Annotated in this window: 27 protein-coding genes; 20 read left to right on the forward strand and 7 right to left on the reverse strand. The window is 71.4% G+C overall.

Annotated features, from left to right (window positions below; translation table 11 throughout):
- Positions 1-246 precede the first annotated feature (246 nt).
- Positions 247-963 (reverse strand): IclR family transcriptional regulator NdgR, encoded by a 717-nt coding sequence (ndgR, locus tag DEP02_RS23500; protein WP_112469680.1) that lies wholly within the window; start codon positions 961-963, stop codon positions 247-249.
- A 191-nt stretch (positions 964-1,154) separates the two neighbouring features.
- On the opposite strand from ndgR, the gene leuC reads away from it, so the two are divergent.
- From leuC to DEP02_RS23520, 4 genes are all read left to right on the forward strand, one after another.
- Positions 1,155-2,573 carry a 3-isopropylmalate dehydratase large subunit gene (gene leuC / locus DEP02_RS23505; protein ID WP_112469681.1) on the forward strand — a complete coding sequence of 473 codons (1,419 nt, stop codon included), beginning with the start codon at positions 1,155-1,157 and terminating at the stop codon, positions 2,571-2,573.
- Between the two features lie 177 nt (positions 2,574-2,750).
- The gene (gene leuD / locus DEP02_RS23510; protein ID WP_112469682.1) at positions 2,751-3,344 is read left to right on the forward strand and encodes a 3-isopropylmalate dehydratase small subunit; all 594 of its coding nucleotides are present in this window, start codon (positions 2,751-2,753) and stop codon (positions 3,342-3,344) included.
- A gap of 307 nt (positions 3,345-3,651) precedes the next feature.
- Positions 3,652-3,882: an SCO5555 family protein gene (locus DEP02_RS23515; protein ID WP_112469683.1), complete on the forward strand. Its 231-nt coding sequence runs from the start codon at positions 3,652-3,654 to the stop codon at positions 3,880-3,882.
- 135 nt (positions 3,883-4,017) lie between these two features.
- Entirely contained in the window at positions 4,018-4,653 is a 636-nt protein-coding gene (locus DEP02_RS23520; RefSeq protein ID WP_112469684.1) for an HU family DNA-binding protein, read from the forward strand.
- 128 nt (positions 4,654-4,781) lie between these two features.
- On the opposite strand, the gene DEP02_RS23525 is transcribed toward DEP02_RS23520, so the two are convergent.
- Positions 4,782-4,985 carry a hypothetical protein gene (locus DEP02_RS23525; RefSeq protein WP_073950195.1) on the reverse strand — a complete coding sequence of 68 codons (204 nt, stop codon included), beginning with the start codon at positions 4,983-4,985 and terminating at the stop codon, positions 4,782-4,784.
- A gap of 82 nt (positions 4,986-5,067) precedes the next feature.
- Positions 5,068-5,706: a 2-phospho-L-lactate guanylyltransferase gene (gene cofC / locus DEP02_RS23530; protein WP_112469685.1), complete on the reverse strand. Its 639-nt coding sequence runs from the start codon at positions 5,704-5,706 to the stop codon at positions 5,068-5,070.
- Positions 5,707-5,903: 197 nt separating this feature from the next.
- Between cofC and DEP02_RS23535 the strand changes: the two genes are divergently transcribed.
- From DEP02_RS23535 to DEP02_RS23545, 3 genes are read left to right on the forward strand one after another with little or no spacing between them, the layout of a single operon-like run.
- Complete coding sequence (locus DEP02_RS23535) at positions 5,904-6,734, forward strand: lysophospholipid acyltransferase family protein (protein WP_112469686.1); 831 nt, start codon at positions 5,904-5,906, stop codon at positions 6,732-6,734.
- The gene (locus tag DEP02_RS23540) at positions 6,731-7,741 is read left to right on the forward strand and encodes an NAD(P)H-dependent glycerol-3-phosphate dehydrogenase (RefSeq protein ID WP_112469687.1); all 1,011 of its coding nucleotides are present in this window, start codon (positions 6,731-6,733) and stop codon (positions 7,739-7,741) included. The genes DEP02_RS23535 and DEP02_RS23540 overlap by 4 nt, the downstream gene beginning before the upstream one ends.
- A gap of 59 nt (positions 7,742-7,800) precedes the next feature.
- Complete coding sequence (locus DEP02_RS23545; RefSeq protein ID WP_112469688.1) at positions 7,801-8,958, forward strand: D-alanine--D-alanine ligase family protein; 1,158 nt, start codon at positions 7,801-7,803, stop codon at positions 8,956-8,958.
- Between the two features lie 137 nt (positions 8,959-9,095).
- Here DEP02_RS23545 and DEP02_RS23550 read toward each other — a convergent pair whose 3' ends face one another.
- Complete coding sequence (locus DEP02_RS23550) at positions 9,096-9,578, reverse strand: DUF3515 domain-containing protein (protein WP_112469689.1); 483 nt, start codon at positions 9,576-9,578, stop codon at positions 9,096-9,098.
- A gap of 20 nt (positions 9,579-9,598) precedes the next feature.
- Complete coding sequence (locus DEP02_RS23555; RefSeq protein WP_112469690.1) at positions 9,599-9,832, reverse strand: Lrp/AsnC family transcriptional regulator; 234 nt, start codon at positions 9,830-9,832, stop codon at positions 9,599-9,601.
- A 206-nt stretch (positions 9,833-10,038) separates the two neighbouring features.
- Here DEP02_RS23555 and DEP02_RS23560 point away from each other — a divergent pair, with 206 nt between their 5' ends.
- Positions 10,039-11,004, forward strand: a complete 966-nt coding sequence (locus tag DEP02_RS23560; protein ID WP_112469691.1) for a thiamine-phosphate kinase — start codon at positions 10,039-10,041, stop codon at positions 11,002-11,004.
- Positions 11,001-11,834: a bifunctional hydroxymethylpyrimidine kinase/phosphomethylpyrimidine kinase gene (gene thiD / locus DEP02_RS23565; RefSeq protein ID WP_112469692.1), complete on the forward strand. Its 834-nt coding sequence runs from the start codon at positions 11,001-11,003 to the stop codon at positions 11,832-11,834. The genes DEP02_RS23560 and thiD overlap by 4 nt, the downstream gene beginning before the upstream one ends.
- Positions 11,835-11,961: 127 nt before the next feature.
- Here the strand turns inward: thiD and rpmB are convergent, their stop codons facing one another.
- Entirely contained in the window at positions 11,962-12,147 is a 186-nt protein-coding gene (rpmB, locus tag DEP02_RS23570; RefSeq protein ID WP_003993230.1) for a 50S ribosomal protein L28, read from the reverse strand.
- Positions 12,148-12,408: 261 nt separating this feature from the next.
- On the opposite strand from rpmB, the gene DEP02_RS23575 reads away from it, so the two are divergent.
- From DEP02_RS23575 to mutM, 9 genes are all read left to right on the forward strand, one after another.
- Positions 12,409-14,121, forward strand: coding sequence for a DAK2 domain-containing protein (locus tag DEP02_RS23575; RefSeq protein ID WP_198668556.1), 1,713 nt, complete (start codon positions 12,409-12,411; stop codon positions 14,119-14,121).
- A 748-nt stretch (positions 14,122-14,869) separates the two neighbouring features.
- The gene (gene recG, locus DEP02_RS23580; protein WP_112469694.1) at positions 14,870-17,080 is read left to right on the forward strand and encodes an ATP-dependent DNA helicase RecG; all 2,211 of its coding nucleotides are present in this window, start codon (positions 14,870-14,872) and stop codon (positions 17,078-17,080) included.
- Between the two features lie 88 nt (positions 17,081-17,168).
- Positions 17,169-17,756 carry a 16S rRNA (guanine(966)-N(2))-methyltransferase RsmD gene (gene rsmD, locus DEP02_RS23585; protein ID WP_112469695.1) on the forward strand — a complete coding sequence of 196 codons (588 nt, stop codon included), beginning with the start codon at positions 17,169-17,171 and terminating at the stop codon, positions 17,754-17,756.
- Between the two features lie 26 nt (positions 17,757-17,782).
- Positions 17,783-18,262, forward strand: a complete 480-nt coding sequence (gene coaD / locus DEP02_RS23590; protein ID WP_198668558.1) for a pantetheine-phosphate adenylyltransferase — start codon at positions 17,783-17,785, stop codon at positions 18,260-18,262.
- Between the two features lie 115 nt (positions 18,263-18,377).
- Positions 18,378-19,454, forward strand: coding sequence for a F0F1 ATP synthase subunit B (locus tag DEP02_RS23595; RefSeq protein ID WP_112469697.1), 1,077 nt, complete (start codon positions 18,378-18,380; stop codon positions 19,452-19,454).
- A gap of 147 nt (positions 19,455-19,601) precedes the next feature.
- On the forward strand, positions 19,602-20,255 hold the full coding sequence (locus DEP02_RS23600; RefSeq protein WP_112469698.1) for a YceD family protein: 654 nt from the start codon (positions 19,602-19,604) through the stop codon (positions 20,253-20,255).
- 2 nt (positions 20,256-20,257) lie between these two features.
- Entirely contained in the window at positions 20,258-20,431 is a 174-nt protein-coding gene (gene rpmF / locus DEP02_RS23605; protein ID WP_003951102.1) for a 50S ribosomal protein L32, read from the forward strand.
- Between the two features lie 7 nt (positions 20,432-20,438).
- Positions 20,439-21,299: a ribonuclease III gene (gene rnc / locus DEP02_RS23610; protein WP_198668557.1), complete on the forward strand. Its 861-nt coding sequence runs from the start codon at positions 20,439-20,441 to the stop codon at positions 21,297-21,299.
- Between the two features lie 90 nt (positions 21,300-21,389).
- Positions 21,390-22,250, forward strand: a complete 861-nt coding sequence (mutM, locus tag DEP02_RS23615) for a bifunctional DNA-formamidopyrimidine glycosylase/DNA-(apurinic or apyrimidinic site) lyase (RefSeq protein WP_112469700.1) — start codon at positions 21,390-21,392, stop codon at positions 22,248-22,250.
- Positions 22,251-22,305: 55 nt separating this feature from the next.
- Here the strand turns inward: mutM and DEP02_RS23620 are convergent, their stop codons facing one another.
- The gene (locus DEP02_RS23620) at positions 22,306-23,448 is read right to left on the reverse strand and encodes a CAP domain-containing protein (RefSeq protein WP_112469701.1); all 1,143 of its coding nucleotides are present in this window, start codon (positions 23,446-23,448) and stop codon (positions 22,306-22,308) included.
- A 169-nt stretch (positions 23,449-23,617) separates the two neighbouring features.
- On the opposite strand from DEP02_RS23620, the gene DEP02_RS23625 reads away from it, so the two are divergent.
- Both DEP02_RS23625 and DEP02_RS23630 read left to right on the forward strand, forming a co-directional pair.
- Entirely contained in the window at positions 23,618-23,899 is a 282-nt protein-coding gene (locus tag DEP02_RS23625) for an acylphosphatase (protein ID WP_112469702.1), read from the forward strand.
- Positions 23,900-24,291: 392 nt separating this feature from the next.
- Positions 24,292-24,495 (forward strand): hypothetical protein, encoded by a 204-nt coding sequence (locus tag DEP02_RS23630; protein WP_018567931.1) that lies wholly within the window; start codon positions 24,292-24,294, stop codon positions 24,493-24,495.
- Positions 24,496-24,499 lie beyond the last annotated feature (4 nt).

Raw genomic sequence — 24,499 nt, forward strand, 5'->3', positions numbered from 1 at the left:
GGGCGGGCCGGGTGGGGCAAGCCGGGGCGCAGCCCCGAACGGGGTCCGGGGCGAAGCCCCGGGGGTGAGCCCCTCAACCCAGCGAGTCGGGCGGGTGGGTGGGCGAGGGCGGCAGGCGAGACCGGCAGCGGAGACCGAGTGCGGGCCCCCGCTGCCACTCGGCGGGGGCCCGCAGGGGTCGTCGGGGTTCCGCCCGGAGGGCCGCCGCGGCGTTGAGGCGGGCCCTCCGGGCGCTGGGCGCTGGGGTCAGCCGGAGCGGCGCAGGGCCTCGGAGAGGCGCGCGGCGGCGTCGATGACCGCCTGGGCGTGCATACGGCCGGGGTGGCGCGTGAGGCGCTCGATGGGTCCGGAGACCGAGACCGCGGCCACGACACGGTTGGAGGGGCCGCGCACGGGCGCGGAGACGGACGCGACGCCCGGCTCGCGCTCGCCGATCGACTGGGCCCAGCCCCGGCGCCGTACGCCCGACAGGGCCGTCGCCGTGAAGCGGGCCCCCTGCAGGCCGCGGTGCAGCCGCTCCGGCTCCTCCCAGGCCATCAGGACCTGCGCCGAGGAGCCCGCCTTCATCGTGAGCGTGGAGCCGACCGGGACCGTGTCCCGCAGGCCGGACAGGCGCTCGGCCGCGGCGACGCAGATGCGCATGTCGCCCTGGCGGCGGTAGAGCTGCGCGCTCTCGCCCGTCACGTCCCGCAGGTGAGTGAGCACCGGACCGGCGGTGGCGAGCAGGCGGTCCTCGCCCGCCGCCGCGGCCAGCTCCGCCAGGCGCGGGCCGAGAATGAACCGGCCCTGCATGTCCCGCGCCACCAGACGGTGGTGCTCCAGTGCCACGGCCAGCCGGTGAGCCGTGGGCCGTGCCAGTCCGGTGGCCGCGACCAGACCCGCGAGGGTGGCCGGCCCGGACTCCAGAGCGCTCAGGACAAGGGCTGCCTTGTCCAGAACGCCGACGCCGCTACTGTTGTCCATGCAACGATACTTGCGTCTCACTCTGTGAAACGCAAGTTCAATTTTCCGTGGAACACGCCACCCTGGAATCACAACGGGGTCCGCGGCCCGACGGGCCCGCGGCGGTCGCCCGGCCCTGGGGGGGAGCGGGCGTCGCATCCTCAAGATCTCTAGTTGGGTCGGCGCGTTCGTGTTCGGCCGAAGGGAAAGCGATGGGTAGGACACTCGCGGAGAAGGTCTGGGACGACCACGTCGTCCGGCGCGCCGAGGGCGAGCCCGACCTCCTCTTCATCGATCTGCACCTGCTGCACGAGGTGACCAGCCCCCAGGCCTTCGACGGCCTCCGCAAGAGCGGCCGCACCGTGCGCCGGCTCGACCTGACCATCGCCACCGAGGACCACAACACCCCGACCCTCGACATCGACAAGCCCATCGCCGACCCGGTCTCCCGCGTCCAGCTGGAGACCCTGCGCAAGAACTGCGCCGACTTCGGCGTCCGGCTGCACCCGCTGGGCGACGTCGAGCAGGGCGTCGTCCACGTGGTCGGTCCCCAGCTGGGTCTGACCCAGCCGGGCACGACCGTCGTCTGCGGCGACTCGCACACCTCCACGCACGGCGCCTTCGGCGCGCTGGCGTTCGGCATCGGCACCTCCCAGGTCGAGCACGTGCTGGCCACCCAGACCCTGCCGATGGCCCGCCCGAAGACCATGGCGATCACCGTCGACGGCGAACTGCCCGAGGGCGTCACGGCCAAGGACCTGATCCTGGCGATCATCGCGAAGATCGGCACCGGCGGCGGCCAGGGCTACATCCTGGAGTACCGCGGCTCCGCCATCGAGAAGCTCTCGATGGAGGCCCGCATGACCATCTGCAACATGTCGATCGAGGCCGGCGCCCGCGCGGGCATGATCGCCCCCGACGAGACCACCTTCGAGTACCTCAAGGGCCGCCCGCACGCCCCCGAGGGCGCCGACTGGGACGCCGCCGTCGCGTACTGGAAGACCCTGCGCACCGACGACGACGCCGTCTTCGACGCCGAGGTCGTCATCGACGCCGCCGAACTGGCCCCGTTCGTCACCTGGGGCACCAACCCCGGCCAGGGCGCGCCGCTTTCGTCCACCGTCCCCGACCCGGCTTCGTACGAAGACGCTTCGGAGCGACTGGCCGCCGAAAAGGCCCTGGAGTACATGGGGTTGGAGGCCGGCCAGCCGCTGCGCTCCATCCAGGTGGACACCGTCTTCGTAGGCTCCTGCACCAACGGCCGTATCGAGGACCTGCGCGCCGCCGCCGCGCTCCTGAAGGACCGCAAAATCGCCGACGGCGTACGGATGCTGGTCGTCCCCGGCTCCGCGCGCGTGGGCCTGCAGGCCGTCTCCGAGGGCCTGGACCTGGTCTTCAAGGAGGCCGGCGCCGAGTGGCGGCACGCGGGCTGCTCGATGTGCTTGGGCATGAACCCCGACCAGCTCGCCCCCGGTGAGCGCTCCGCCTCCACCTCCAACCGCAACTTCGAGGGCCGGCAGGGCAAGGGCGGCCGCACCCACCTGGTGTCGCCGCCCGTTGCCGCTGCAACTGCCGTTCTCGGCAGACTGGCCTCTCCGGCCGATCTCTCGGACGCCCCTGCTGGAGTCTGAGAGATCGTGACTCCACCCACCGCCGAAACGGCGGGCTTCCAACCTCAAGGTTGCGGTCCAGCCCGAACCGGCCCCGTAAGGGGCAGAAGCGACACTACCGCGCCGCCTTGCGGCGTGGGGGCGAACGAAGCAATCCCCCCGGCGGTGGAAGCCGCCGGCCCCTTGGCTAGGAGCCACATGGAAGCCTTCACCACCCACACCGGCCGGGCCGTCCCGCTGCGCCGCAGCAACGTCGACACCGACCAGATCATCCCCGCCCACTGGCTCAAGAAGGTCACGCGCGACGGGTTCGAGGACGGGCTGTTCGAGGCCTGGCGCAAGGACCCCGAGTTCGTGCTCAACCGCCCCGAGCGCCACGGCGCCACGGTCCTGGTCGCCGGCCCCGACTTCGGCACCGGCTCCTCCCGCGAGCACGCCGTCTGGGCACTGCAGAACTACGGCTTCAAGGCCGTGATCTCCTCCCGCTTCGCGGACATCTTCCGCGGCAACTCGCTGAAGAACGGCCTGCTCACGGTGGTCCTGGACCAGAAGACCGTGGACGCGCTGTGGGAGCTCACCGAGCAGGACCCCCAGACCGAGGTGACCGTCGACCTGGTCGCCCGCGAGGTGCGCGCCGAGTCGATCACCGCCCCCTTCGAGCTGGACGAGAACTCCCGCTGGCGGCTGCTGAACGGGCTGGACGACATCTCCATCACCCTGCAGAACGAGGCCGACATCGCGGCGTACGAGGCAAAGCGCCCGTCGTTCAAGCCGCGCACCCTGCCGGTCTGATCCGGCGCCCCCGGCCGATGATCGACAGCTGAGCCGGACCCCGATCCGGCGCCCGGGCAAGTCGAGTTTCGGCCACCGAGCAACCCCGCTGTACCCCTGATCACCTCGATCGGGGGTACAGCCGTTTCCGGGCCCGCACACCTCGCCGCGCCACCGCATCCGCCCCCAACTCCCCACGTTATGGGGGCTGTTGCCGGGGTACGCGAGGTCCAGGGCCCCGGCCGGCGAAGGTGCCGAAAGGGCTGTCCGAGGCGGCAGTTGCCCCCCAGCGCAGGCGACAACTCGCCCCAGATGGCACAATCTGTGCATGGACAACGACGGCCAACTCGAGCTCTATACGGCGGTCGCGGCCCAACTCAAGGAAGCGCACGCAAGGGTGCGCGCACTGCAAGTCCCGGAGGGCGTACGGATGGCGCTGACCCGGAAGCTGCTGGTCATTACGGCCGCGGCCAAACACGATCTTGCCGGTGCGACAAGGCGTCTGGAGAGGTTCACGGCAGACCTCGACGAAGGCCGAATCCCCGGCGAGGAAGGCTGAACAGCCCGAGACCGTTGAGTCTGTTGCGACACAAGGGTGATTAGCCCGTTTCGTGTTTGATTTGCGGTATATATCCGCCTAACGTGCGAAAAGCTTGGACACTTTCGTTCTGGCAGGGTCTCCGAAGGGGAAGACGTGAACAAGGCGCAGCTCGTAGAAGCGATTGCCGACAAGATGGGCGGCCGCCAGCAGGCCGCCGATGCCGTCGACGCGGTACTGGACGCCATCGTCCGCGCGGTCGTCGCGGGAGACCGGGTCTCGGTCACCGGCTTCGGGTCCTTCGAGAAGGTCGACCGTCCCGCCCGCTACGCGCGCAACCCGCAGACGGGTGAGCGGGTGCGGGTCAAGAAGACCTCCGTTCCCCGCTTCCGGGCCGGCCAGGGTTTCAAGGACCTGGTCAGTGGCTCGAAGAAGCTTCCGAAGAACGACATCGCGGTGAAGAAGGCGCCCAAGGGCAGCCTCTCCGGCCCGACCGCCACCATTGCCAAGGCCGCCGGCAAGAAGGCCGCCGCCAAGAAGGCGACGGGCGCGGCGAAGAAGGCCACCGCCAAGAAGACCACCGCGGCGGCGAAGAAGGCCACCGCCAAGAAGACCGCCGGGGCCAAGAAGACCACGGCGGCCGCCAAGAAGACGACGGCCACGAAGGCCGCTGCCAAGAAGACCACGGCCAAGAAGGCCCCGGCGAAGAAGGCGACGGCCAAGAAGGCCCCCGCCAAGAAGTCGACGGCCCGCAAGACCACCGCCAAGAAGAGCACCGCCCGCGGCCAGTAGGGCACAGGGGTACTCAGCGCCTGGCCGGACTCCTGAGGGAGCCCGGCCCGCGGTGTGTTCGGCGTTCCTGCGGCTGGTGGGGGCCGTGTTGCGCGGGATGCCCGGCCCGCTCGGCCGGTTCGGCCGGTTCAGAAGGTCTGCAGCGTCACCAGAGTGATCCGCAGGCCGTCCCCCTCGCCCTCCGTCTCGATGCGCACCCGCTGCCCGGGACGCAGCAGCCGCAGACCGCCCGCGTCGAACGCCGGCGCCTCGAAGGGCACCGGGGTGCCGTCGTCCAGGAGCACCTGCCCGCTGCGGCTTTCGGGGTCGTACGTGTATGCGGTCGCCTGCATGACGGCAGCCTACTGCCACTCGCCGACGCCTCCGCCTTCCCCGCCCCTGGGTTCACCGCCCGAGGATTCACCGCCCGTGGGTTCACTGGCCGGGGATCAGCAGTCGCGCCGCCGCGGCGGCCGTGCGCGGTCCCACCCCGAGGGCCAGCGCCGCCCGCAGATCGTCCCCGGTGTCCACGTCCCGGCGTACGGACTCCACCGCGTCCAGGGACAGTTCCACCGCGCCGGACGCCCGGTGCCGGGCCCGGGAACCGGTGCCGAAAGCCGGGAGCAGCGCACGGCCCGGAGCCGCCGCCAGCAAAGTCGTGCCGACCGCCGCCGAATCCGCGAGAAAGGCACGCGGGAATGGTGCGGCCGCCCGCAGAACCAGAGCCAATTCCCGGGGCCGCAGCGCCGGAAGATCGGCGTTCAGGGCCGCAACGGGCGTTTCGGGACGAGTGGACCGTACGACCGCCGCTCCGTGCGTGAGCGCGGCGTTCAGCCCGGCGCGCGGTTCGTCGGCCACGATCCGGGCGCCCAGCGCCGCCAGCTCCCGCCCGGCCACGCCGTCGTCCGTGACGACTGCCACATTCGCGACCGCCGGGCAGGCCAGCGCGGCCGCCACCGTGTCCTCGGCGAAGGCGAGGGCGAGGCCCGGCCGCACCCCGTCGCCGGCGGTGTCCGACAGCCTGCTCTTGGCCCGGGTCAAGGGCTTCAGGGGAATGACCAAGGTCCACTGCACCGGCGTTCCGTCCCTCTCGTGTGACCGCCATTGTCCCCCGGACCCTCGGGCGGTCCGGGGGAGGGAGGGGCGCGAAGCTCCTCGCAAGGGTGGTGGTGGGGACGGGCGGGCGTACGGTGTTCTCGACAGACAGGCGGCCCGGGGCGACACTTGTGCGGCCCCCGGTCCAGGTGGCAGCCCTAGAGGAAGGTGTCCGCGTGTCCCGCCGCAGAATCGGCTTCTGGTACCGCTTCGCAGCGGTGATCTGCAAACCGCCGCTGGTGGCTCTGATCAAGCGGGACTGGCGCGGAATGGAGAACATTCCGGCCGACGGTGGATTTATCACCGTGGTGAACCACAATTCACACATCGATCCCTTCGCTTACGCGCATTTCCAGTACAACACCGGGCGCGTGCCGCGATTCCTCGCGAAGAGCGGGCTTTTCAAGAAGGGATTCGTGGGGGCCGCGATGCGCGGCACCGGACAGATCCCCGTCTACCGCGAGAGCACGGACGCGCTGAACGCCTTCCGCGCCGCGATCGACGCCGTGGAGCGCGGCGAGTGCGTCGCGTTCTACCCCGAGGGAACGCTCACCCGCGACCCGGACGGCTGGCCGATGACCGGCAAGACGGGCGCCGCGCGGGTCGCTCTGCAGACCAAGTGCCCGGTGATTCCGGTCGCCCAGTGGGGCGCCAACGAACTGCTGCCGCCCTACGCGAAGAAGCCCGACCTGCTGCCGCGCAAGACCCACCACGTCCTGGCCGGCCCGCCCGTGGACCTCTCGCGCTTCTACGACCAGGAGGTGACCCCGGAACTGCTGAAGGAGACGACCGAGGCCATCATGGCGGCCATCACCCGCCTGCTGGAGGAGATCCGCGGCGAGAAGGCACCCGCCGTGCCCTACGATCCGCGCCGGGAGCGGATCGAGCAGCGCCGCCGCACCGAAGCGCAGACGGCGCAGACGGCACAGACCCAGGGCAGGACCTCGTCGGCCGCACAGCAGGAGCCGGACGTGGAAGCCGTACAGGAAGAGGGGCAGGGCACGTGAGCAAGCCGGTCAAGGCGGCTGTGTTCGGCACCGGATCGTGGGGCACCGCCTTCGGCGTGGTCCTCGCCGACGCCGGCTGCGAGGTGACCCTGTGGGCCCGCCGCGCCGAACTCGCCGAAGTGGTCAACTCCACCCGTACCAACCCGGACTACATGCCCGGTCTCGAACTACCGAAGAACCTGCGGGCCACGGCCGACGCCGCCGAGGCCGCCCGCGACGCCGATTTCACGGTGCTCGCCGTCCCCTCCCAGACCTTGCGCGGCAATCTCGCCGAGTGGCTGCCGCTGCTCGCCCCGGACACGGTCCTCGTCTCCCTGATGAAGGGCGTCGAACTGGGCTCGGTCATGCGGATGAGCGAGGTCATCGAGGACGTCACCAAGGTCGGCGCCGACCGGATCGCCGTGGTCACCGGACCCAACCTCGCCCGCGAGGTCGCCTCCCGCATGCCGGCCGCCGCCGTGGTGGCGTGCACCGACGAGGAGGTGGCCCGGCGGCTCCAGGGCGCCTGCCACACCGCGTACTTCCGGCCGTACACCAACACCGACGTCGTCGGCTGCGAACTCGGGGGCGCCGTCAAGAACGTGATCGGCCTGGCCGTCGGCATCGCGGACGGCATGGGCCTCGGCGACAACGCCAAGGGCTCGCTCATCACGCGCGGGCTCGCCGAGACCACCCGGCTGGGCATGGCGCTGGGCGCCGACCCGCTGACCTTCTCCGGACTCGCCGGCCTCGGCGACCTGGTGGCGACCTGCTCCTCGCCGCTGTCGCGCAACCACACCTTCGGCACCAACCTCGGCAAGGGCATGACCCTCGAGGAGACCATCGCGGTCACCAAGCAGACCGCCGAGGGCGTCAAGTCCTGCGAGTCGGTGCTGGATCTGGCCCGCCGGCACGGCGTCGACATGCCCATCGCGGAGACCGTCGTCGGCATCGTGCACGAGGGCAAATCGCCGGTGGCGGCACTCAAGGAGCTGATGTCGCGCAGCGCCAAGCCCGAGCGACGCTGAGCGACGCCGCGTTTCCAACGCTGACTCGCGCCTCGGCCAACGGGTACTCTCATCGCGATATGAGCACCGAGAACCTCCCCCAGAGCCCTGACCAGCCGCCTCGCAAGCCGCGTGTGGCCGTCGTCTGCGGCGGCCGCAGCTCCGAACACGGGATCTCCGTGGTCACCGCGGGCGCGGTGCTGCGCGCCATCGACCGGTCCAAGTACGAGGTCCTGCCGATCGGCATCACCCGGGACGGCCGTTGGGCCCTGACCGCGGACGACCCGGAGCGCATGGCGATCACCGACCGCCGTACGCCCAGCGTCGAGGAGCTCGCCGAGTCGAGCGAGGGCGGCGTGGTGCTCCCCGTCGACCCGGCCAACCGCGAAGTCGTCTACGCCGAGCCCGGTTCGGTGCCCAAGGCGCTCGGCGAGGTCGACGTGGTCTTCCCGGTGCTGCACGGTCCCTACGGCGAGGACGGCACCCTCCAGGGCCTCCTGGAGCTGTCCGGCGTCCCCTACGTGGGCTCCGGGGTACTCTCCTCGGCGGTCGGCCAGGACAAGGAGTACATGAAGCGGGTGTTCACCTCCTTCGGGCTCAAGGTCGGCCCGTACGTGGTGATCCGGCCCCGGGAGTGGACCCGGGACCAGGCCGCCGCCCGCAAGAAGATCGTCGACTTCGCCGGCGAGCACGGCTGGCCGCTGTTCGTGAAGCCCTCGCGCGCGGGCTCGTCCATCGGCATCACCAAGGTCGACGACCTCTCCGGCCTCGACGAGGCCATCGAGGAGGCCCGGCTCCACGACCCGAAGGTGCTCGTGGAGGCCGCGGTGCGGGGCCGTGAGATCGAGTGCGGGGTGCTGGAGTTCGAGGACGGCCCACGGGCCTCCGTACCGGCCGAGATCCCGGCGTCCGAGTCGCACGCGTACTACGACTTCGAGGCCAAGTACATCGACTCCACGCCCGGTGTCGTCCCGGCTCCGCTGACGGAGGAGGAGACCGCCGAGGTGCAGCGGCTCGCGGTGGAGGCCTTCGAGGCGGTCTCCTGCGAGGGCCTGGTCCGCGCGGACTTCTTCCTCACCGAGGAGGGCGAGTTCGTGATCAACGAGATCAACACGATGCCCGGCTTCACCCCGATCTCGATGTACCCACAGATGTGGCAGGCGAGCGGAATCACCTACCCGGAACTGGTGGACCGCCTCATCCAAGCGGCCCTGCGCCGCTCAACGGGCCTGCGCTGACCCACTCAGGGACGCGGGGGCTGTGTCGATGCGCGGCCCCTTCCCCCAAGCTCTTGACGAGCAGGGGGACCCCCATCGCGGGCGCGACCAGCCCTGTCCGGCTCGCAGCCGACAGACACCCCGCGCTCCCACGGCGCTTAGTCCGCGACTCCCTCAGGAATCGCCCTCTTGATCGCGGGCGCCAGCGAAACCAACGGCGCCACCCCATGCGCGGAGCGCCCCGCCGGGATCGTCACCTCGACGTACGCCAACCGCAGGGCCGTCGTGAAGCGAAACGATCCGTCGCCCTGCTTCTGCAGCAGCCAGCCGACGTCGTCGACCTCCACCCCGTCCGCATCCGGATCGTCCATCGCGGCGGGTCGCGGGACCCCGCAGCGCAGTATGATCGCCGGGCTTCCCCAGCCCGCGGTCAGCGCGGAGGCGGGCCGGGGGTCCTCTCGGCTCAGTCCGTCCACCGTCCGCGGCAGCGCCCTGTCCAGGTTCCGGCACAGCTTCGTGACCGCCGTGCCCGGGCTGGGAACCGCCGCGGTGGCGCTGTCGCCGCTCGAGGAACATCCCGTGGCGGTGAGCAGCAGGGCGAGGACGGGCAGGCCGAGAAGCCGGTGACGGAAAGAACTCACCGGCCAAGGGTAGACGGGGGTTACAGATGCACGACCGGACAGGTCAGGGTGCGCGTGATGCCGTCCACCTGCTGGACCTTCGCGACCACCATGCGCCCCAGGCCGTCCACCGTGTCGGCCTGGGCGCGCACGATGACGTCGTACGGTCCTGTCACGTCCTCGGCCTGGAGCACTCCAGGGATCTTGCTGATCGTCTCGGCGACGGTCGACGCCTTGCCGACCTCCGTCTGGATCAGGATGTACGCCTGTACCACGGAACCTCCAGGGCGGCCACGAGGATCATGTGGGGAAAAGGGAAGCCACGGTACCGCGTCACCACGCGTCGCGGGGAGACCCGCGAAGGCCGCGACGCGCGCGCCGGGGTGCAGGTAGGACAGGAGTGGACGGTCATCTCGACCGTAACGAGGACCGCGTTGACGCGCGACCGGGAACAGACAGGGACAGAAGGGGCGAAAGGGCAATGAAGGGCACTGTTGGTGAGCTCGGGGAGTTCGGGCTCATCAGGGAGCTCACCTCCCGTCTCACCACCACCCCGGCGGTCCGGGTCGGCCCCGGCGACGACGCCGCGGTGGTCGCCGCCCCCGACCGCAGGGTCGTGGCGAGCACCGACATACTCGTGGAGGGGCGGCACTTCCGCCGGGACTGGTCCACGGCGTACGACGTGGGCCGCAAGGCGGCCGCCCAGAACCTGGCGGACATCGCCGCCATGGGCGCGGTGCCGACCGCGCTGCTGCTCGGCCTGGTCGTGCCCGCGGAACTCCCGGTCACCTGGCCCACCGAACTGATGGACGGGCTGCGCGACGAGTGCCAGGTCGCCGGAGCCTCCGTGGTCGGCGGAGACGTGGTGCGCGGTGACACCATCACGGTGTCGATCACCGCACTCGGCGATCTGCGCAACCACGAGCCGGTGACGCGCGCCGGCGCACAGCCCGGCGACCTGGTCGCGGTGACCGGCTGGCTGGGCTGGTCCGCCGCCGGGTTCGCGGTGCTCTCCCGCGGCTTCCGCTCGCCCCGCGCCTTCGTGGAGGCCCACCGCCGCCCCGAGCCGCCCTACCACGCGGGCCCCGCGGCGGCCGAGCTCGGCGCGACCGCGATGTGCGACGTCAGCGACGGACTGATCGCCGACCTGGGCCACATCGCGGAGGCCAGCAAGGTCCGCATCGACATCCGTTCCGGCGCCATCGACATCCCCTCGCAGATGAACGACATCGGGCAGGCCGTCGGCGTCGACCCGCTGCAGTGGGTACTGACCGGGGGAGAGGACCACGCGATCGTGGCGACCTTCCCGCCGGACGTGAAGCTGCCGGCCCGCTGGAGGGTGATCGGCGAAGTGCTCAACCTCTCGGCACTGCCCCAGGTCACGGTCGACGGAGCGCCGTGGACCAGGAAGGGCGGCTGGGACCACTTCGGGGACATCGAGTCATGACCGCGGCTCCTCCCCGTGTCCTGACGGTCGCGGGCTCCGACTCCGGGGGCGGCGCCGGCATCCAGGCCGACCTGAAGACGATGCTCGCCCTCGGCGTGCACGGCATGAGCGTGATCACCGCGGTGACCGCGCAGAACTCCCTCGGCGTGCAGGGCGCCTGGGAGCTGCCGGTGGAGGCCGTGCGGGCCCAGTACCGCAGCGTGGTGGACGACATCGGCGTCCAGGCGGTCAAGACCGGGATGCTGGCCTCCGCGGAACTGGTCGAGGCGGTGGCCGAATTGCTCGCCGGGACGGACGCGCCGGCGGTCGTCGACCCGGTGGGCGTCTCCAAGCACGGCGATGCGCTGCTGGCCGCGTCCGCGTTGGACTCCGTACGGACGAAACTGCTGCCGGCGGCGACGGTCGCCACACCGAACATCGACGAGGTGGCCCAACTGACCGGCGTGCGGGTCGGGTCGGAGGACCATCTGCGGGAGGCGGCCGGGGCCATGCTGGCGTACGGGCCGAAGTGGGTGCTGATCAAGGGCGGCCATCTGGCCGGGGACGCCGGGCGGGAGGGCGGGAACCAGGCCGTCGACCTGCTCACCGACGGCACCGAGGAGCACTGGCTGCGCGCCCCCCGCCACGACAACCGGCACACCCACGGCACGGGCTGCACCCTCGCCTCCGCGATCGCCGCGCAACTCGCGAAGGGCCGGTCCGTGCCCCAGGCCGTGACGGCGGCCAAGGACTACGTCACCGCGGCCATCGCGGCCGGCTTCGCGCTCGGCGGCGGAATCGGCCCCGTGGACCACGGCTGGGCCTTCCGGAAGCCGCACGCGGCCGGGTAGCCGCGCAGCGGCCCCGGCCGTCTCCGGGCACGGTCGTTTCCGGGCACGGCAAAAAGCCGGTCCACCGAGGTGGACCGGCTCAGTGCAGCGAACCAGCTGTGGCCGCGCGCTTAGCTGTTGCTGTGCGTCAGCGCGAGACCTTGCCGGCCTTGATGCACGAGGTGCAGGCGTTCACGCGCTTCGGCGTCCCGCCGACCACCGTACGCACACGCTGGATGTTCGGGTTCCAGCGGCGGGACGTACGGCGGTGCGAGTGCGAGATGTTGTTGCCGAAGCCCGGCCCCTTGCCGCAGACGTCGCAGTTGGCAGCCACGGGTCACTCCAAAGACTTCAGATGCACTTACGGTGGATCCCGGCATGCCGGGATCCAGATCTCAGGCTCAGGGAGCACTCCGAAATCCGAGTGGCGTTGCCAGGGTAGAGCCCGACAGGATCGGGCAACCGGAGCAGCATACAACGGCTGCGCCCGTACAGCGAAATTACCATGGCGGCTCCAGGACCCGCCGGGCCCACTTCCGGCCCGCACCGCCCCGGGGTCTACGCTGCCTGCAGTCCAGCAGCTCAGGGAGGCGCAGTGGCGCGGGTGCCGCAGACGTTCGACGCGCCGGCGGTGCGTACCTGGTGCGGTCTGGCACTGCGGGCGCTGGGACGCGCGCGCGAGGAGATCGACGCGATCAACGTCTACCCCGTGGCCGACGGGGACACCGGCACCAACCTGTATCTGACCGTGGAGTCCGCCGTCGCGGCCGTGGAGGCCGTGTTCGCCGCGCACGAGGTGGACGGCGGGGGCGGCTCCGGGGGGCCCACCCTGGCCGACGCCGCGCGGGCGATGGCCCACGGGGCGCTCATCGGTGCGCGCGGCAACTCCGGGACGATCCTCGCCCAGCTGCTGCGCGGCATGGCCCAGGTGCTCGCCGCCGACGGCGAGTGCGCGCACACCGACGGGCACGGCCTGTGCCTGGCCCTGCGGCACGCGGCCGACTCCGCCCGGCAGGCCGTGGCGCACCCCGTGGAGGGCACGGTCCTGACCGTCGCCTCGGCCGCCGCCGACGCGGCCACCGGCACCGAGGGCGACTGCGGGACGGTCGCACGGGCCGCCTACGAGGGAGCGTGCGCGGCCCTCGCCGCGACCCCCGGCCAGCTCGCGGTCCTGGAGCGCTCCGGAGTGGTCGACGCCGGCGGGCGCGGGCTGGTGGCGGTGCTCGCCGCGCTGGTGGAGACGCTCACGGGACAGCTGCCGGGAGAGCCCGCCCTCCTGCCGGGAGCCGGTGCGGTGGCCGGCGTCCTGCCGACCGTGCCCCACGCGCGCGTGGGGCACGCGGAGGACGACGCGCCGGGCGCCTGCGCTCACTCCACGAGCGGTCCGGCCTTCGAGGTGATCTACCTCCTGGACGCGGAGGACGCGGCCGTCGCCCGGCTGCGCGCGCGGCTCGACGCACTCGGGGACTCCCTCGTCGTGGTCGGCGGCGACGGGCTGTGGAACGTGCACGTGCACGTCGACGACGCCGGAGCCGCAGTGGAGGCGGGCGTCGAGGCCGGACGGCCGCACCGCATCCGCATCACGCACTTCGGCACGGGCGGCGCGCACACCACCGGGGCCGTACGGGGGGCGCCCCGGGAGCACGCCCGGCGTGTCGTGGTGGCCGTCGTGCCCGGCGAGGGCCTGGCCGGGCTGTACACCGAGGCCGGGGCGACCGCGGTGCTCGCCCGCCCCGGGGAGCCGCCCGCGAGCGGCGAGCTCGTGGAGGCCGTACGGCGGGCACACGCGCGCGAGGTGGTCCTGCTGCCCAACGACGACGAACTGCGCCACACCGCGGCCGCCGCGGCCGAGCAGGCCCGCGGGGAGGGCATCCGCGTCGCCCTGATCCCGACCCGCTCGGCCGTGCAGGGCATCGCCGCCCTCGCCGTGCACGAGCCCGGGCGCCGCTTCGACGAGGACGTCGTCGCGATGACCTCGGCGGCCGGCGCCACCCGTCACGCCGAGGTCACCGTCGCCGAGCACCAGTCCTGGACCACGGCCGGCATCTGCCAGGCCGGTGACGTCCTCGGCCTCGTCGACGGCGACGTGGCCGTGATCGGCCAGGACGTCACGGCCACCGCCGAGACCGTCCTGGACCGCATGCTCGCGGCCGGCGGCGAGCTGGTCACCCTGGTCCTCGGCGACGAGGTCCCCGACCCCGTCGCCGACCGCCTGCAGGCCCACGTCCGCGAGTCGTACCTCGCGGTGGACACAGTGGTCTACCGAGGCGGCCGTCAAGGAGCGCTGCTGCTCATCGGGGTGGAGTAACCGTTCCTGGGCAGTGAGCGGGAGTGAGTCCGCGCACTGGCACGCCCCGAACGGTTGTGGGCGCACTGGTCGTCCCCCGCGAGCCCCCAGGCACCGCACCCGGCGTACCAGATCGCACGGCAGCGCTACCCCGACCGGCCCAGCACACCGCAAACCCGGAAGCCCGGAAGCCGGCCATCACATGATCGAGCTAAACCGGCCCTATACACACTCCTTGGCGAGCAGTTGCCAACCCCCGGGGCCACGGGAGCCGGCGATTCGGCGTCCCGCCCGCGACGACGTCACGGGAAGCCCCGCTCGGGAACGTGGCCGTCGCCGGCCTGTTTCCGGCCAGAGGGCCCACTTGCGCCTGACGTCAAGTCACCATCCCGCCCAAAATTCGCCGTTGCCCATCGCGATCGTCACAACGCTGAGAAGGCCTCAGTGAGCCGAACGTCGCAGCGCCGGCGGAGGGACTTGGCGACGGCGCGGGGTCGGGCGGTCCCGGTGAGGCGATGACCGCGGAAGGAGGCCGGAGCGCGTCGTCCTAGGACCCTGGCCAGTCGTGTGACCAGGGTTTTCCCGTAGGAGCGCCCGGGGGCGCCGTGGCGACCACGCATTTTGTCAGTGGCGTGGTGTGCAGTGACTCCACCCACCGCTGAAGCGGCAGGCTTCCAGCCAGGAGGCTGCGGTCCAGCCCGAACCGGCCCCTTTCGGGGCAGGGGAGAATTGTCACAGGCCGGGGAAGCGATTCCCCCTCGCTAGGAGATTGAAGGATCTCGTGCCCGCACTGCAAGAACCACTGAAGAAAGTGCTCGGCCCCGCCACCGCCAAGGTGATGGCCGAGTACCTCGGCCTGCACACCGTCGGCGACCTCCTCCACCACTACCCGCGCAGATACGAGGAGCGCGGCCGGCTCACGCACCTCGCCGACCTGCCGATGGACGAGCACGTCACGGTGGTCGCCCAGGTCGCCGACGCCCGCCTGCACACCTTCGCCTCCTCCCGGGCGCCCCGCGGCAAGGGCCAGCGCCTGGAGGTGACGATCACGGACGGCAGCGGCCGGATCCAACTGGTCTTCTTCGGCAACGGCGTGCACAAACCCCACAAGGAACTCCTGCCGGGCACGCGCGCGATGTTCGCGGGCAAGGTCTCCGTCTTCAACCGGAGGATCCAACTGGCCCATCCGGCGTACGAGTTGCTGAAGCAGGACACCGGAGAAGCGGTCGAGAGCTGGGCCGGCGCCCTCATCCCCATCTACCCGGCCACCGCCAAGCTGGAGTCCTGGAAGATCGGCAAGGCGGTCCAGACCGTCCTGCCCAGCGCCCAGGAAGCCGTCGACCCGCTGCCCGACACCCTCCGCGCGGGCCGCGGCCTGGTCGCCCTGCCCGAGGCCCTGCTCAAGATCCACCGCCCGCACACCAAGGCGGACATCGCCGACGCCCGCGCCCGCCTGAAGTGGGACGAGGCCTTCGTCCTCCAGGTCGCCCTCGCCCGCCGCCGCCACGCGGACACCCAACTCCCCGCCGTTCCCCGCCGGCCCGGGCCCGACGGTCTCCTCGCCGCCTTCGACGACCGCCTCCCCTTCACCCTCACCGAGGGCCAGCAGAAGGTCTCCGAGGAGATCTTCGGCGACCTGGCCACCGAGCACCCGATGCACCGCCTGCTCCAGGGCGAGGTCGGCAGCGGCAAGACGCTGGTCGCCCTGCGCGCCATGCTCGCCGTCGTCGACGCCGGCGGACAGGCCGCGATGCTCGCGCCCACCGAGGTGCTGGCCCAGCAGCACCACCGGTCGGTCACCGAGATGATGGGGGAGCTGGCCGAAGGAGGCATGCTGGGCGGGGCCGAGCACGCCACCAAGGTGGTGCTGCTCACCGGCTCCATGGGCGCCGCCGCCCGGCGGCATGCCCTGCTCGACCTGGCCACCGGGGAGGCCGGCATCGTCATCGGCACACACGCGCTGATCGAGGACAAGGTCCAGTTCCACGACCTGGGCCTGGTCGTCGTGGACGAACAGCACCGCTTCGGTGTCGAGCAGCGCGACGCCCTGCGGGGCAAGGGCAAGCAGCCTCCGCACCTGCTCGTCATGACCGCGACCCCCATCCCGCGCACGGTCGCGATGACGGTCTTCGGCGATCTGGAGACCTCCGTCCTCGACCAGCTCCCGGCGGGCCGCTCGCCCATCGCCAGCCACGTCGTCCCGGCCGCCGACAAGCCGCACTTCCTCGCCCGGGCCTGGGAGCGGGTGCGCGAGGAGGTGGCAGGCGGCCACCAGGCGTACGTGGTCTGCCCGCGCATCGGGGACGAGGAGGAGGACGCCAAGAAGGGCGCCCGGAAGAAGTCTCCCGAGGACGAGGCGGAGAAGCGTCCGCCGCTCGCCGTCCTCGACATCGCCGACCAGCTCGCCAAGGGACCACTGCACGGCCTGAGGGTCGAGGTGCTGCACGGGCGCATGCAGCCCGACGACAAGGACGCCGTCATGCGCCGCTTCGCCGCCGGCGACACCGATGTCCTGGTCGCCACCACGGTCATCGAGGTCGGGGTGAACGTGCCGAACGCCACCGCGATGGTGATCATGGACGCCGACCGCTTCGGAGTCTCCCAGCTGCACCAGCTGCGCGGTCGCGTCGGCCGTGGCTCCGCGCCCGGCCTGTGCCTGCTGGTCACCGAGATGCCCGAGGCGAGCGCGGCCCGCCAGCGGCTGAACGCGGTGGCCTCCACTCTCGACGGCTTCGAGCTCTCCCGCATCGACCTCGAACAGCGCCGCGAGGGCGACGTCCTCGGCCAGGCCCAGTCCGGCGCTCGCTCCAGCCTGCGGGTGCTCGCGGTCATCGACGACGAGGAGATCATCGCCGAGGCCCGCGAGGAGGCAGTCGCCCTGGTGGCCGCCGACCCGGACCTGGAGCACCTGCCCGGACTGCGCACGGCCCTGGACGCGTTGCTGGACGACGAGCGGGAGCAGTACTTGGAGAAGGGCTGACGGATACCTGGAGAAGCACTGACAGACTGGGAACAGGCCAGAACCCGGACCGCACCGGGACCGGACCGCACGGACAAGGACCAAGGACATGACCCGCGTGATCGCCGGCCGGGCCGGTGGACGCCGTCTCGCCGTACCGCCGGGCCACGGCACTCGCCCCACCTCCGACCGGGCGCGCGAGGGCCTGTTCTCCACCTGGCAGTCACTGCTCGGCGGCCCGCTGGACGGCGAACGGGTCCTGGACCTGTACGCCGGCTCGGGCGCCGTCGGCCTGGAGGCGCTGTCCCGCGGCGCCGGGCACACCCTGCTCGTGGAGGCCGACGCACGCGCGGTCCGCACGCTCCGTCAGAACGTGCGGGCACTCGGCCTGCCCGGCGCCGAGGTGCGAGCGGCCAAAGCGGAACAGATCGTCCACTCCCCGCCGCCGGACGAACCGTACGACATCGTCTTCCTCGACCCCCCGTACACCGTCACCGACGACGATCTCCGCGAGATCCTGCTCACACTCCGCACCCAGGGGTGGCTCACGGAGGACGCCCTCGTCACCGTGGAGCGCAGCACCAGAGGCGGTGAGTTCGGATGGCCGCCCGGCTTCGACGCGATCCGGGCCCGTCGTTACGGCGAGGGGACGTTTTGGTACGGTCGCGCAGCCCCTACGAGCGAACACGCACCATGACCGGACCGGAGAGCGAGGGATCCCAGTTGCGCCGCGCCGTCTGTCCCGGGTCGTTCGACCCCATCACCAACGGACACCTCGACATCATCGCCCGCGCCTCCCGCCTCTACGACGAGGTGTACGTGGCGGTGATGATCAACCAGTCCAAGAAGGGCCTGTTCGAGATCGACGAGCGGATCGACCTGATCCGCCAGGTCACCGCCGAGTACGGCAACGTCCGGGTCGAGGCCTTCCACGGCCTCCTCGTCGACTTCTGCAAGCAGCGCGACATCCCCGCCATCGTCAAGGGCCTGCGCGCCGTCAGCGACTTCGACTACGAGCTGCAGATGGCCCAGATGAACAACGGCCTCTCCGGTGTCGAGACGCTCTTCGTGCCCACCAACCCCACCTACAGCTTCCTGTCGTCCTCCCTGGTCAAGGAGGTCGCGGCCTGGGGCGGCGACGTCTCGCACCTGGTGCCGCCGCAGATCCTGGACGCCCTTACCCGGCGCCTGCGGAAGGACTGAGCCGTCGGCGGCCCGTCACCCGGTGTCCGGCGGTCACCTCATGGCCGTACAGTCGTCCCGTCGGTCTCCGACGCATCGGTAGTTCAACTCACTTGCAGAGAGTGGCGAGCACACGGTGGACGTGCAGAACAAGCTCGACGAGATCGTGGCCACGGTCTCCAACGCCCGGTCCATGCCCATGTCGGCGTCGTGCGTGGTCAACCGCGCCGAGCTGCTCGCGCTGCTCGAAGAGGTGCGCCAGGCCCTGCCCGGCTCGCTCGCGCAGGCGCAGGAGCTGATCGGCGACCGCGACCAGATGGTCGAGGAGGCCCGGCGTGAGGCCGAGCGGATCATCGAGAGCGCGCACGCCGAGCGCGGCTCGCTGATCTCCGGCACCGAGATCGCCCGCCGCTCCCAGGCCGAGGCCGACCGGATCCTCACCGAGGCCCGCCAGGAGGCCGAGGAGGTCCGCGCCGAGGCCGACGACTACGTCGACTCCAAGCTCGCCAACTTCGAGGTCGTCCTCACCAAGACCCTCGGCTCGGTCGGCCGTGGCCGCGAGAAGCTGCTCGGCACCGGGCCCGGCCTCGACGAGGACGGCTACGAGGACGAGGACGCCCCCGAGCGCAGCCACGACCCGGAGACCCTGCGCCGCAACGCCGACGACTACGTCGACGCCAAGCTCGGCGCCTTCGAGGCGGTCCTCGCCAAGACCCTGGACGCCGTAGGCCGCGGCCGCCAGAAGCTGCACGGCCGCATCGCCACCGACGAGCTCGGCGCCCTCGCCGACGACACCACCACCGTCCAGCACTCCAGCGACGCCGACTACCTCGCCGACCTCGCGGCCCTCGCCGACACCCCGTCGGTCCCGGCCCAGGCCGCGCCCGCCGAGCAGCCCGCCCAGCCGCAGTACGAACCGCAGCCGGCCTACGGCTACCAGCAGCCCGCACAGACCGACCCGTACGGTGGCTACCAGCAGGGTTACGGCGGCCAGGACCAGTACGGCTACCAGCAGGCCGACCAGTCGTACGCCTACCAGGGCTACGACGCCCACCAGCAGCCGTACGACCCCGGCCAGGCCCAGCAGGGGCACCAGGACCACCACGGCTACGCCCAGCCGCAGGCACACGCCCTCGACGAGACCAGCCTCTTCGACACCAGCATGATCAGCGCCGAACAGCTGCGCGCCTACGAGCAGGGCCGCGGTCTGTAGGCGGACACCGGCCACCGGCCACCGGATTGGGACGAGAGCGGAAGGTCCAGTATCCTAGCTCTTCGGTCGCGTGTACGTCCGTGATCCGCGCTGCCCGGGAGCACCTCCGGGTCGGCGTCCCGCCGAGTTCGGAAACCGAAAGCAGGAATGGCCCACAACGCCCGCCTCGACCACCGCAACCCTCTCGTGTTCGACACGCACCGACTGGGGCGGCGGCCCGGCGCGCTGCAGCGCCTGACCCGTACGGTCCCCGCGCCCGCAGACCTCGGTCTCAAGGGAGTGATCGGAGTGCCGGAAGGCACCCCGATGGAGCTCGAACTCCGGCTCGAGTCGGTCATGGAAGGGGTGCTCGTCACGGGCACCGCCCGTGCACGGGCCGAGGGGGAGTGCGTAAGGTGTCTGGAGCCGCTCGGGTTCGATCTCGAAGCGGACTTCCAGGAGCTGTTCTCGTACCCTGACGCCGACGAGCGGGGCCGTGGGATCGCACGGTCCGACGAAAGCGCCGCCGACGACGAGGAGGACGAGGACAGGCTCTTCCTCGAGGACGAACTGTTCGACCTCGAACCTCTGCTGCGCGATGCGGTGGTGCTCGCACTGCCGATGCAGCCGGTGTGCCAGGAAGACTGCCCGGGTCTGTGCTCCCAGTGCGGAGCGCGGCTCGCTGACTATCCGGACCACCACCACGACGCCGTCGACATCCGTTGGGCGGCTTTGCAGGGACTCGCCGACACCATGAAGGACGGCGAGAAGGACGAGATGGGCGGCGCCGGAGCGGGCGTCGACGAGAAGCAGGAGAAGTAGCCGTGGCTGTTCCGAAGCGGAAGATGTCGCGCAGCAACACGCGCCACCGCCGGTCGCAGTGGAAGGCTGCGGTCCCCACCCTGGTTGCGTGCGAGCGCTGCCACGAGCCCAAGCAGCAGCACATCGCGTGCCCGTCGTGCGGCACCTACAACAAGCGCCAGGTCCTCGAGGTCTGAGCGGCTGGTGAGAGGCACTGTGTCCACTGCCAAGAAGGCGGAAGGCGCCGAAGCAGGCAGTCCCCGCCGACGCGGAAGTGCTCCGTCGGACAACACGGCCTCGTCCCACACGCTTCTGGAAGGGCGGCTCGGCTACACGATCGAGTCCGCCCTTCTGGTGCGTGCGCTGACCCACCGTTCCTACGCGTACGAGAACGGCGGTCTGCCGACGAACGAGCGGCTGGAGTTCCTCGGTGACTCCGTCCTCGGCCTCGTCGTCACGGACACGCTGTACCGCACCCACCCCGACCTGCCCGAGGGCCAGCTGGCCAAGCTGCGGGCCGCGGTGGTCAACTCGCGTGCGCTGGCGGAGGTCGGCCGCGGCCTCGACCTGGGCTCCTTCATCCGGCTCGGCCGCGGTGAAGAGGGCACGGGCGGCCGGGACAAGGCGTCCATCCTCGCCGACACCCTGGAAGCGGTGATCGGCGCGGTCTATCTCGACCAGGGCCTCGACGCGGCCTCCGAACTGGTGCACCGCCTGTTCGACCCGCTGATCGAGAAGTCCTCCAACCTCGGAGCCGGCCTGGACTGGAAGACGTCCCTCCAGGAGCTCACCGCGACCGAAGGGCTCGGCGTACCCGAGTACCTGGTCACGGAGACCGGCCCCGACCACGAGAAGACCTTCACTGCTGCCGCCCGCGTCGGAGGCGTCTCGTACGGCACCGGCACCGGCCGCAGCAAGAAGGAGGCGGAACAGCAGGCCGCCGAGTCCGCATGGCGGTCCATCCGGGCCGCGGTGGACGAACGCGCCGAGGCGGCACAGTCCGCCGAGGACACCGAGGACACCGAGGCCGCTGAGGGCACCGACGAGGCGTCGGCTTCCGCCTGATCCACCGCACGACCCGAGCGCCCGCCCCGCCCCGGGGCGGGCGCTCGGCCCATACGGCGGCCCTCGTGGCCGCGGAGGTACAGGGGAGTCATGCCCGAGTTGCCCGAGGTCGAGGTCGTACGGCGTGGTCTGGAGCGGTGGGTCGCCCACCGCGGCGTCGCCGGTGTCGAGGTACTGCATCCACGCGCGATACGCCGTCACCCGGCGGGCGCGGAGGACTTCGCGCACCGGCTGAAGGGCCACCGCGTCGGACTGCCCAGCCGCCGCGGCAAGTACCTGTGGCTGCCCCTCGAGGACAGCGGCCAGGCGATCCTGGCCCACCTCGGAATGAGCGGCCAACTGCTCGTCCAGCCGCTCGAGGCGCCCGCCGAGAAACATCTGCGCGTCCGCGTCCGCTTCGACGACGCGCTGGACACCGAGCTCCGCTTCGTCGACCAGCGCACCTTCGGCGGCCTGTCACTGCACGACACCACCCCCGACGGGCTGCCCGACGTCATCGCGCACATCGCCCGCGACCCCCTCGACCCACTGTTCGACGACGAGGCCTTCCACCAGGCGCTGCGCCGCAAGCGGACCACCATCAAACGGGCCCTGCTCGACCAGTCGCTGATCAGCGGCGTCGGCAACATCTACGCGGACGAGGCGCTGTGGCGGGCCCGCATCCACTACGAGCGCCCCACCGCCGGCTTCACCCGCCCGCGCACCGCCGAACTCCTCGGCCACATCCGGGACGTGATGCACGCGGCCCTCGCCGTGGGCGGCACCAGCTTCGACAGCCTCTACGTCAACGTCAACGGCGAGTCCGGCTACTTCGACCGCTCCCTGGACGCCTACGGCCGCGAGGGCCTGCCCTGCCGCCGCTGCGCCACCCCGCTGCGCCGCCGCCCCTGGATGAACCGCTCCAGCTACTACTGCCCGAAGTGCCAGCGGGCGCCGCGCCCGACGGCGTGACGCCCGGGGTGGCACCGACGGGGAGTCGGCGTCACCCCGGGAGCCCGCGGTGCCGTCAGTAGCCGAAGTTCTGCGTCCACCACGGCCCGCCGGCGCCGAAGTGCACGCCGACGCCCAGGCTCTTGAAGTCGCAGTTCAGTATGTTGGCCCGGTGGCCGGGGCTGTTCATCCAGGCATCCATCACCGCCGCCGCGTCGGCCTGGCCGCGGGCTATGTTCTCGCCGCCGAGGTTGGTGATGCCTGCCTTCGCCGCCCGGTCCCACGGCGAGGCGCCGCTGGGGTCGGTGTGGTCGAAGAAGCCGTCGTCGGCCATGGCCGTGCTGAAGTCCCCGGCGAGACCGGCCAGCGCGCTGCTCGCCGCCAGGGGGACGCACCCCACCTTGGCCCGCTCCGCGTTGACGAGCCTGAGTACCTCGGCCTCCACGGCGGCCTCCTTGGAGAGCCCTGCCGGAGCCTTCGCCCTGCCCGGTGCCTTGGTGGCCGCGCCGGCCGGTGGGGTATCCGGCTTCGCCGTCGTGTCCGGTGCCGCGGTCGGCTTCGTCGCCGGCGCCTTCGTGGGCGCGGCCGACGGCGAGGCGGTGTCCGGCGCGGAGGGCGGGGCCGACTCCGAGGCGGACTGCGTGGGCGAGGTGGGCCGGCCCGCGTCGCGGCTCGTGGAGGAGTCGCCGGCCCGGTCGCCCGGGTCGGCGCTGCCGGACGTACCGCCCTGCGGGCTCTCACTGCTCGTCGGCGAGTCCGCGGCCTGCACCGTGTCGGCGCCACCGCTGTTCCCGCCGCCCAGCTTGTAGTTCTCCAGGCCCGGCACGGCTCCGGTGGCCACCGCCACCGTGCCGAGGGCGACCGCGGCCGAGACGCCGAGCAGCCCCGTGCGGACCGGTGTAGCGGCCTTCTTCTTCCGGCGGTGGCCGCGCTCGCGCGGCCCGTCCGACGGGCTGAAGCCCTCGGCCGGGAAGGTCACGGTGTCGGTGGCGCGGGCGTAGTCGTCGTCCGTCGCGAAGAGGTACTCCTCGGCCCTGGTGTAGGCGTCGGCGTACAGGTCCGGGTTCAGGTAGGGCGCGATGCCCATGCGGTCGTCGTGGTCCTGCGGGTGGGTGTCCCGCGGATCGTGGCCCAGCGGGTAAGAGCCGTGTGTCTCCGTGACCCCCGTGGCGCGGCCCGTGGCGGCGCGGCCGGCGTCCGAGCGTCGGTGGCGTCCCATGTCCTGGCCTTCCTCGTCCCTGGCGGTCGACACGCGCCCTGAGCCGTCGCGGTCAACCCAACTCACTCGATCGAGTGAGTTTCATATGAGATTCATTGGGTCCGGACGGTACCGCATGAGGGGAGGGGAGGAAGTGTCCGGAGAGACATTGGCCGGTTAGGTTGCCGTCATGAGTGAGGATGTGCGACTGGTCGCCTGGGTGCGTGGACGTGTCCAGGGAGTGGGTTTCCGCTGGTTCACGCGGGCCAGGGCCCTGGAGATCGGCGGGCTGAGTGGTTTTGCTCTCAATCTGGGCGACGGACGGGTGCAGGTGGTCGCCGAGGGCACCCGAGAGGCCTGCCAGAAGCTCCTCGACTGGCTGCAGGGCGCCGACACGCCCGGGCGCGTGGACGGTGTCACCGAGATCTGGGACACACCTCGTGGTGGCTACGACGGCTTCGCGATCCGCTGACCGTGTGACGCTCCGTGGCCCGGACGAAAGCAGCGAAAGCCGCCACCGGGATCTGCCCGGAGGGGGGCCCGGAAGGAAAACGAGCAGGTGGTTGCCGAGAAACGCTTGCCGTGGCAGGCTCGGCAGGGCAGGATGATCGCCACGCCCCGAAGGGCCCGCAGGAGTCGCAGCGCCACCATTTTCCGGTCGCGTGCCCCCGGGACACCCATCGATACGGGGCGTGATCGTGTTGACCGTCAAACTTTTTGGTGAGACGCTGAAAGCCCGCGCACCTTGGCTGTTTGGCATGGATGAACGGCAGCACAAACTCAACAGTGCCAGGCACCACGGGTGCGAATCCCTCACGACCCACACCGCTTCGGTCGGTCACTCAGTGTGGAGGACCATCCATCATGGCAAAGGCGCTTCTCGGTTACGTCGGCGGCTCCGACCCGCGACTCCTCGCCGAGATGCGACGGCTCCAGCAGCGCGTCCAGGACCTGGAATCCGAGCTGGTACGGATCCAGGCGGAGAACGACGCGCTGGCGGCTGCCGCTTCTCACGACAGGATCATGGAGCGCGTCGACGCACACCAGGCGGAGCCTGCGCTCACCTGATCAC

Origin of the sequence: Streptomyces triticisoli (genome assembly GCF_003270085.1) — a bacterium.
GTDB lineage: Bacteria > Actinomycetota > Actinomycetes > Streptomycetales > Streptomycetaceae > Streptomyces > Streptomyces triticisoli.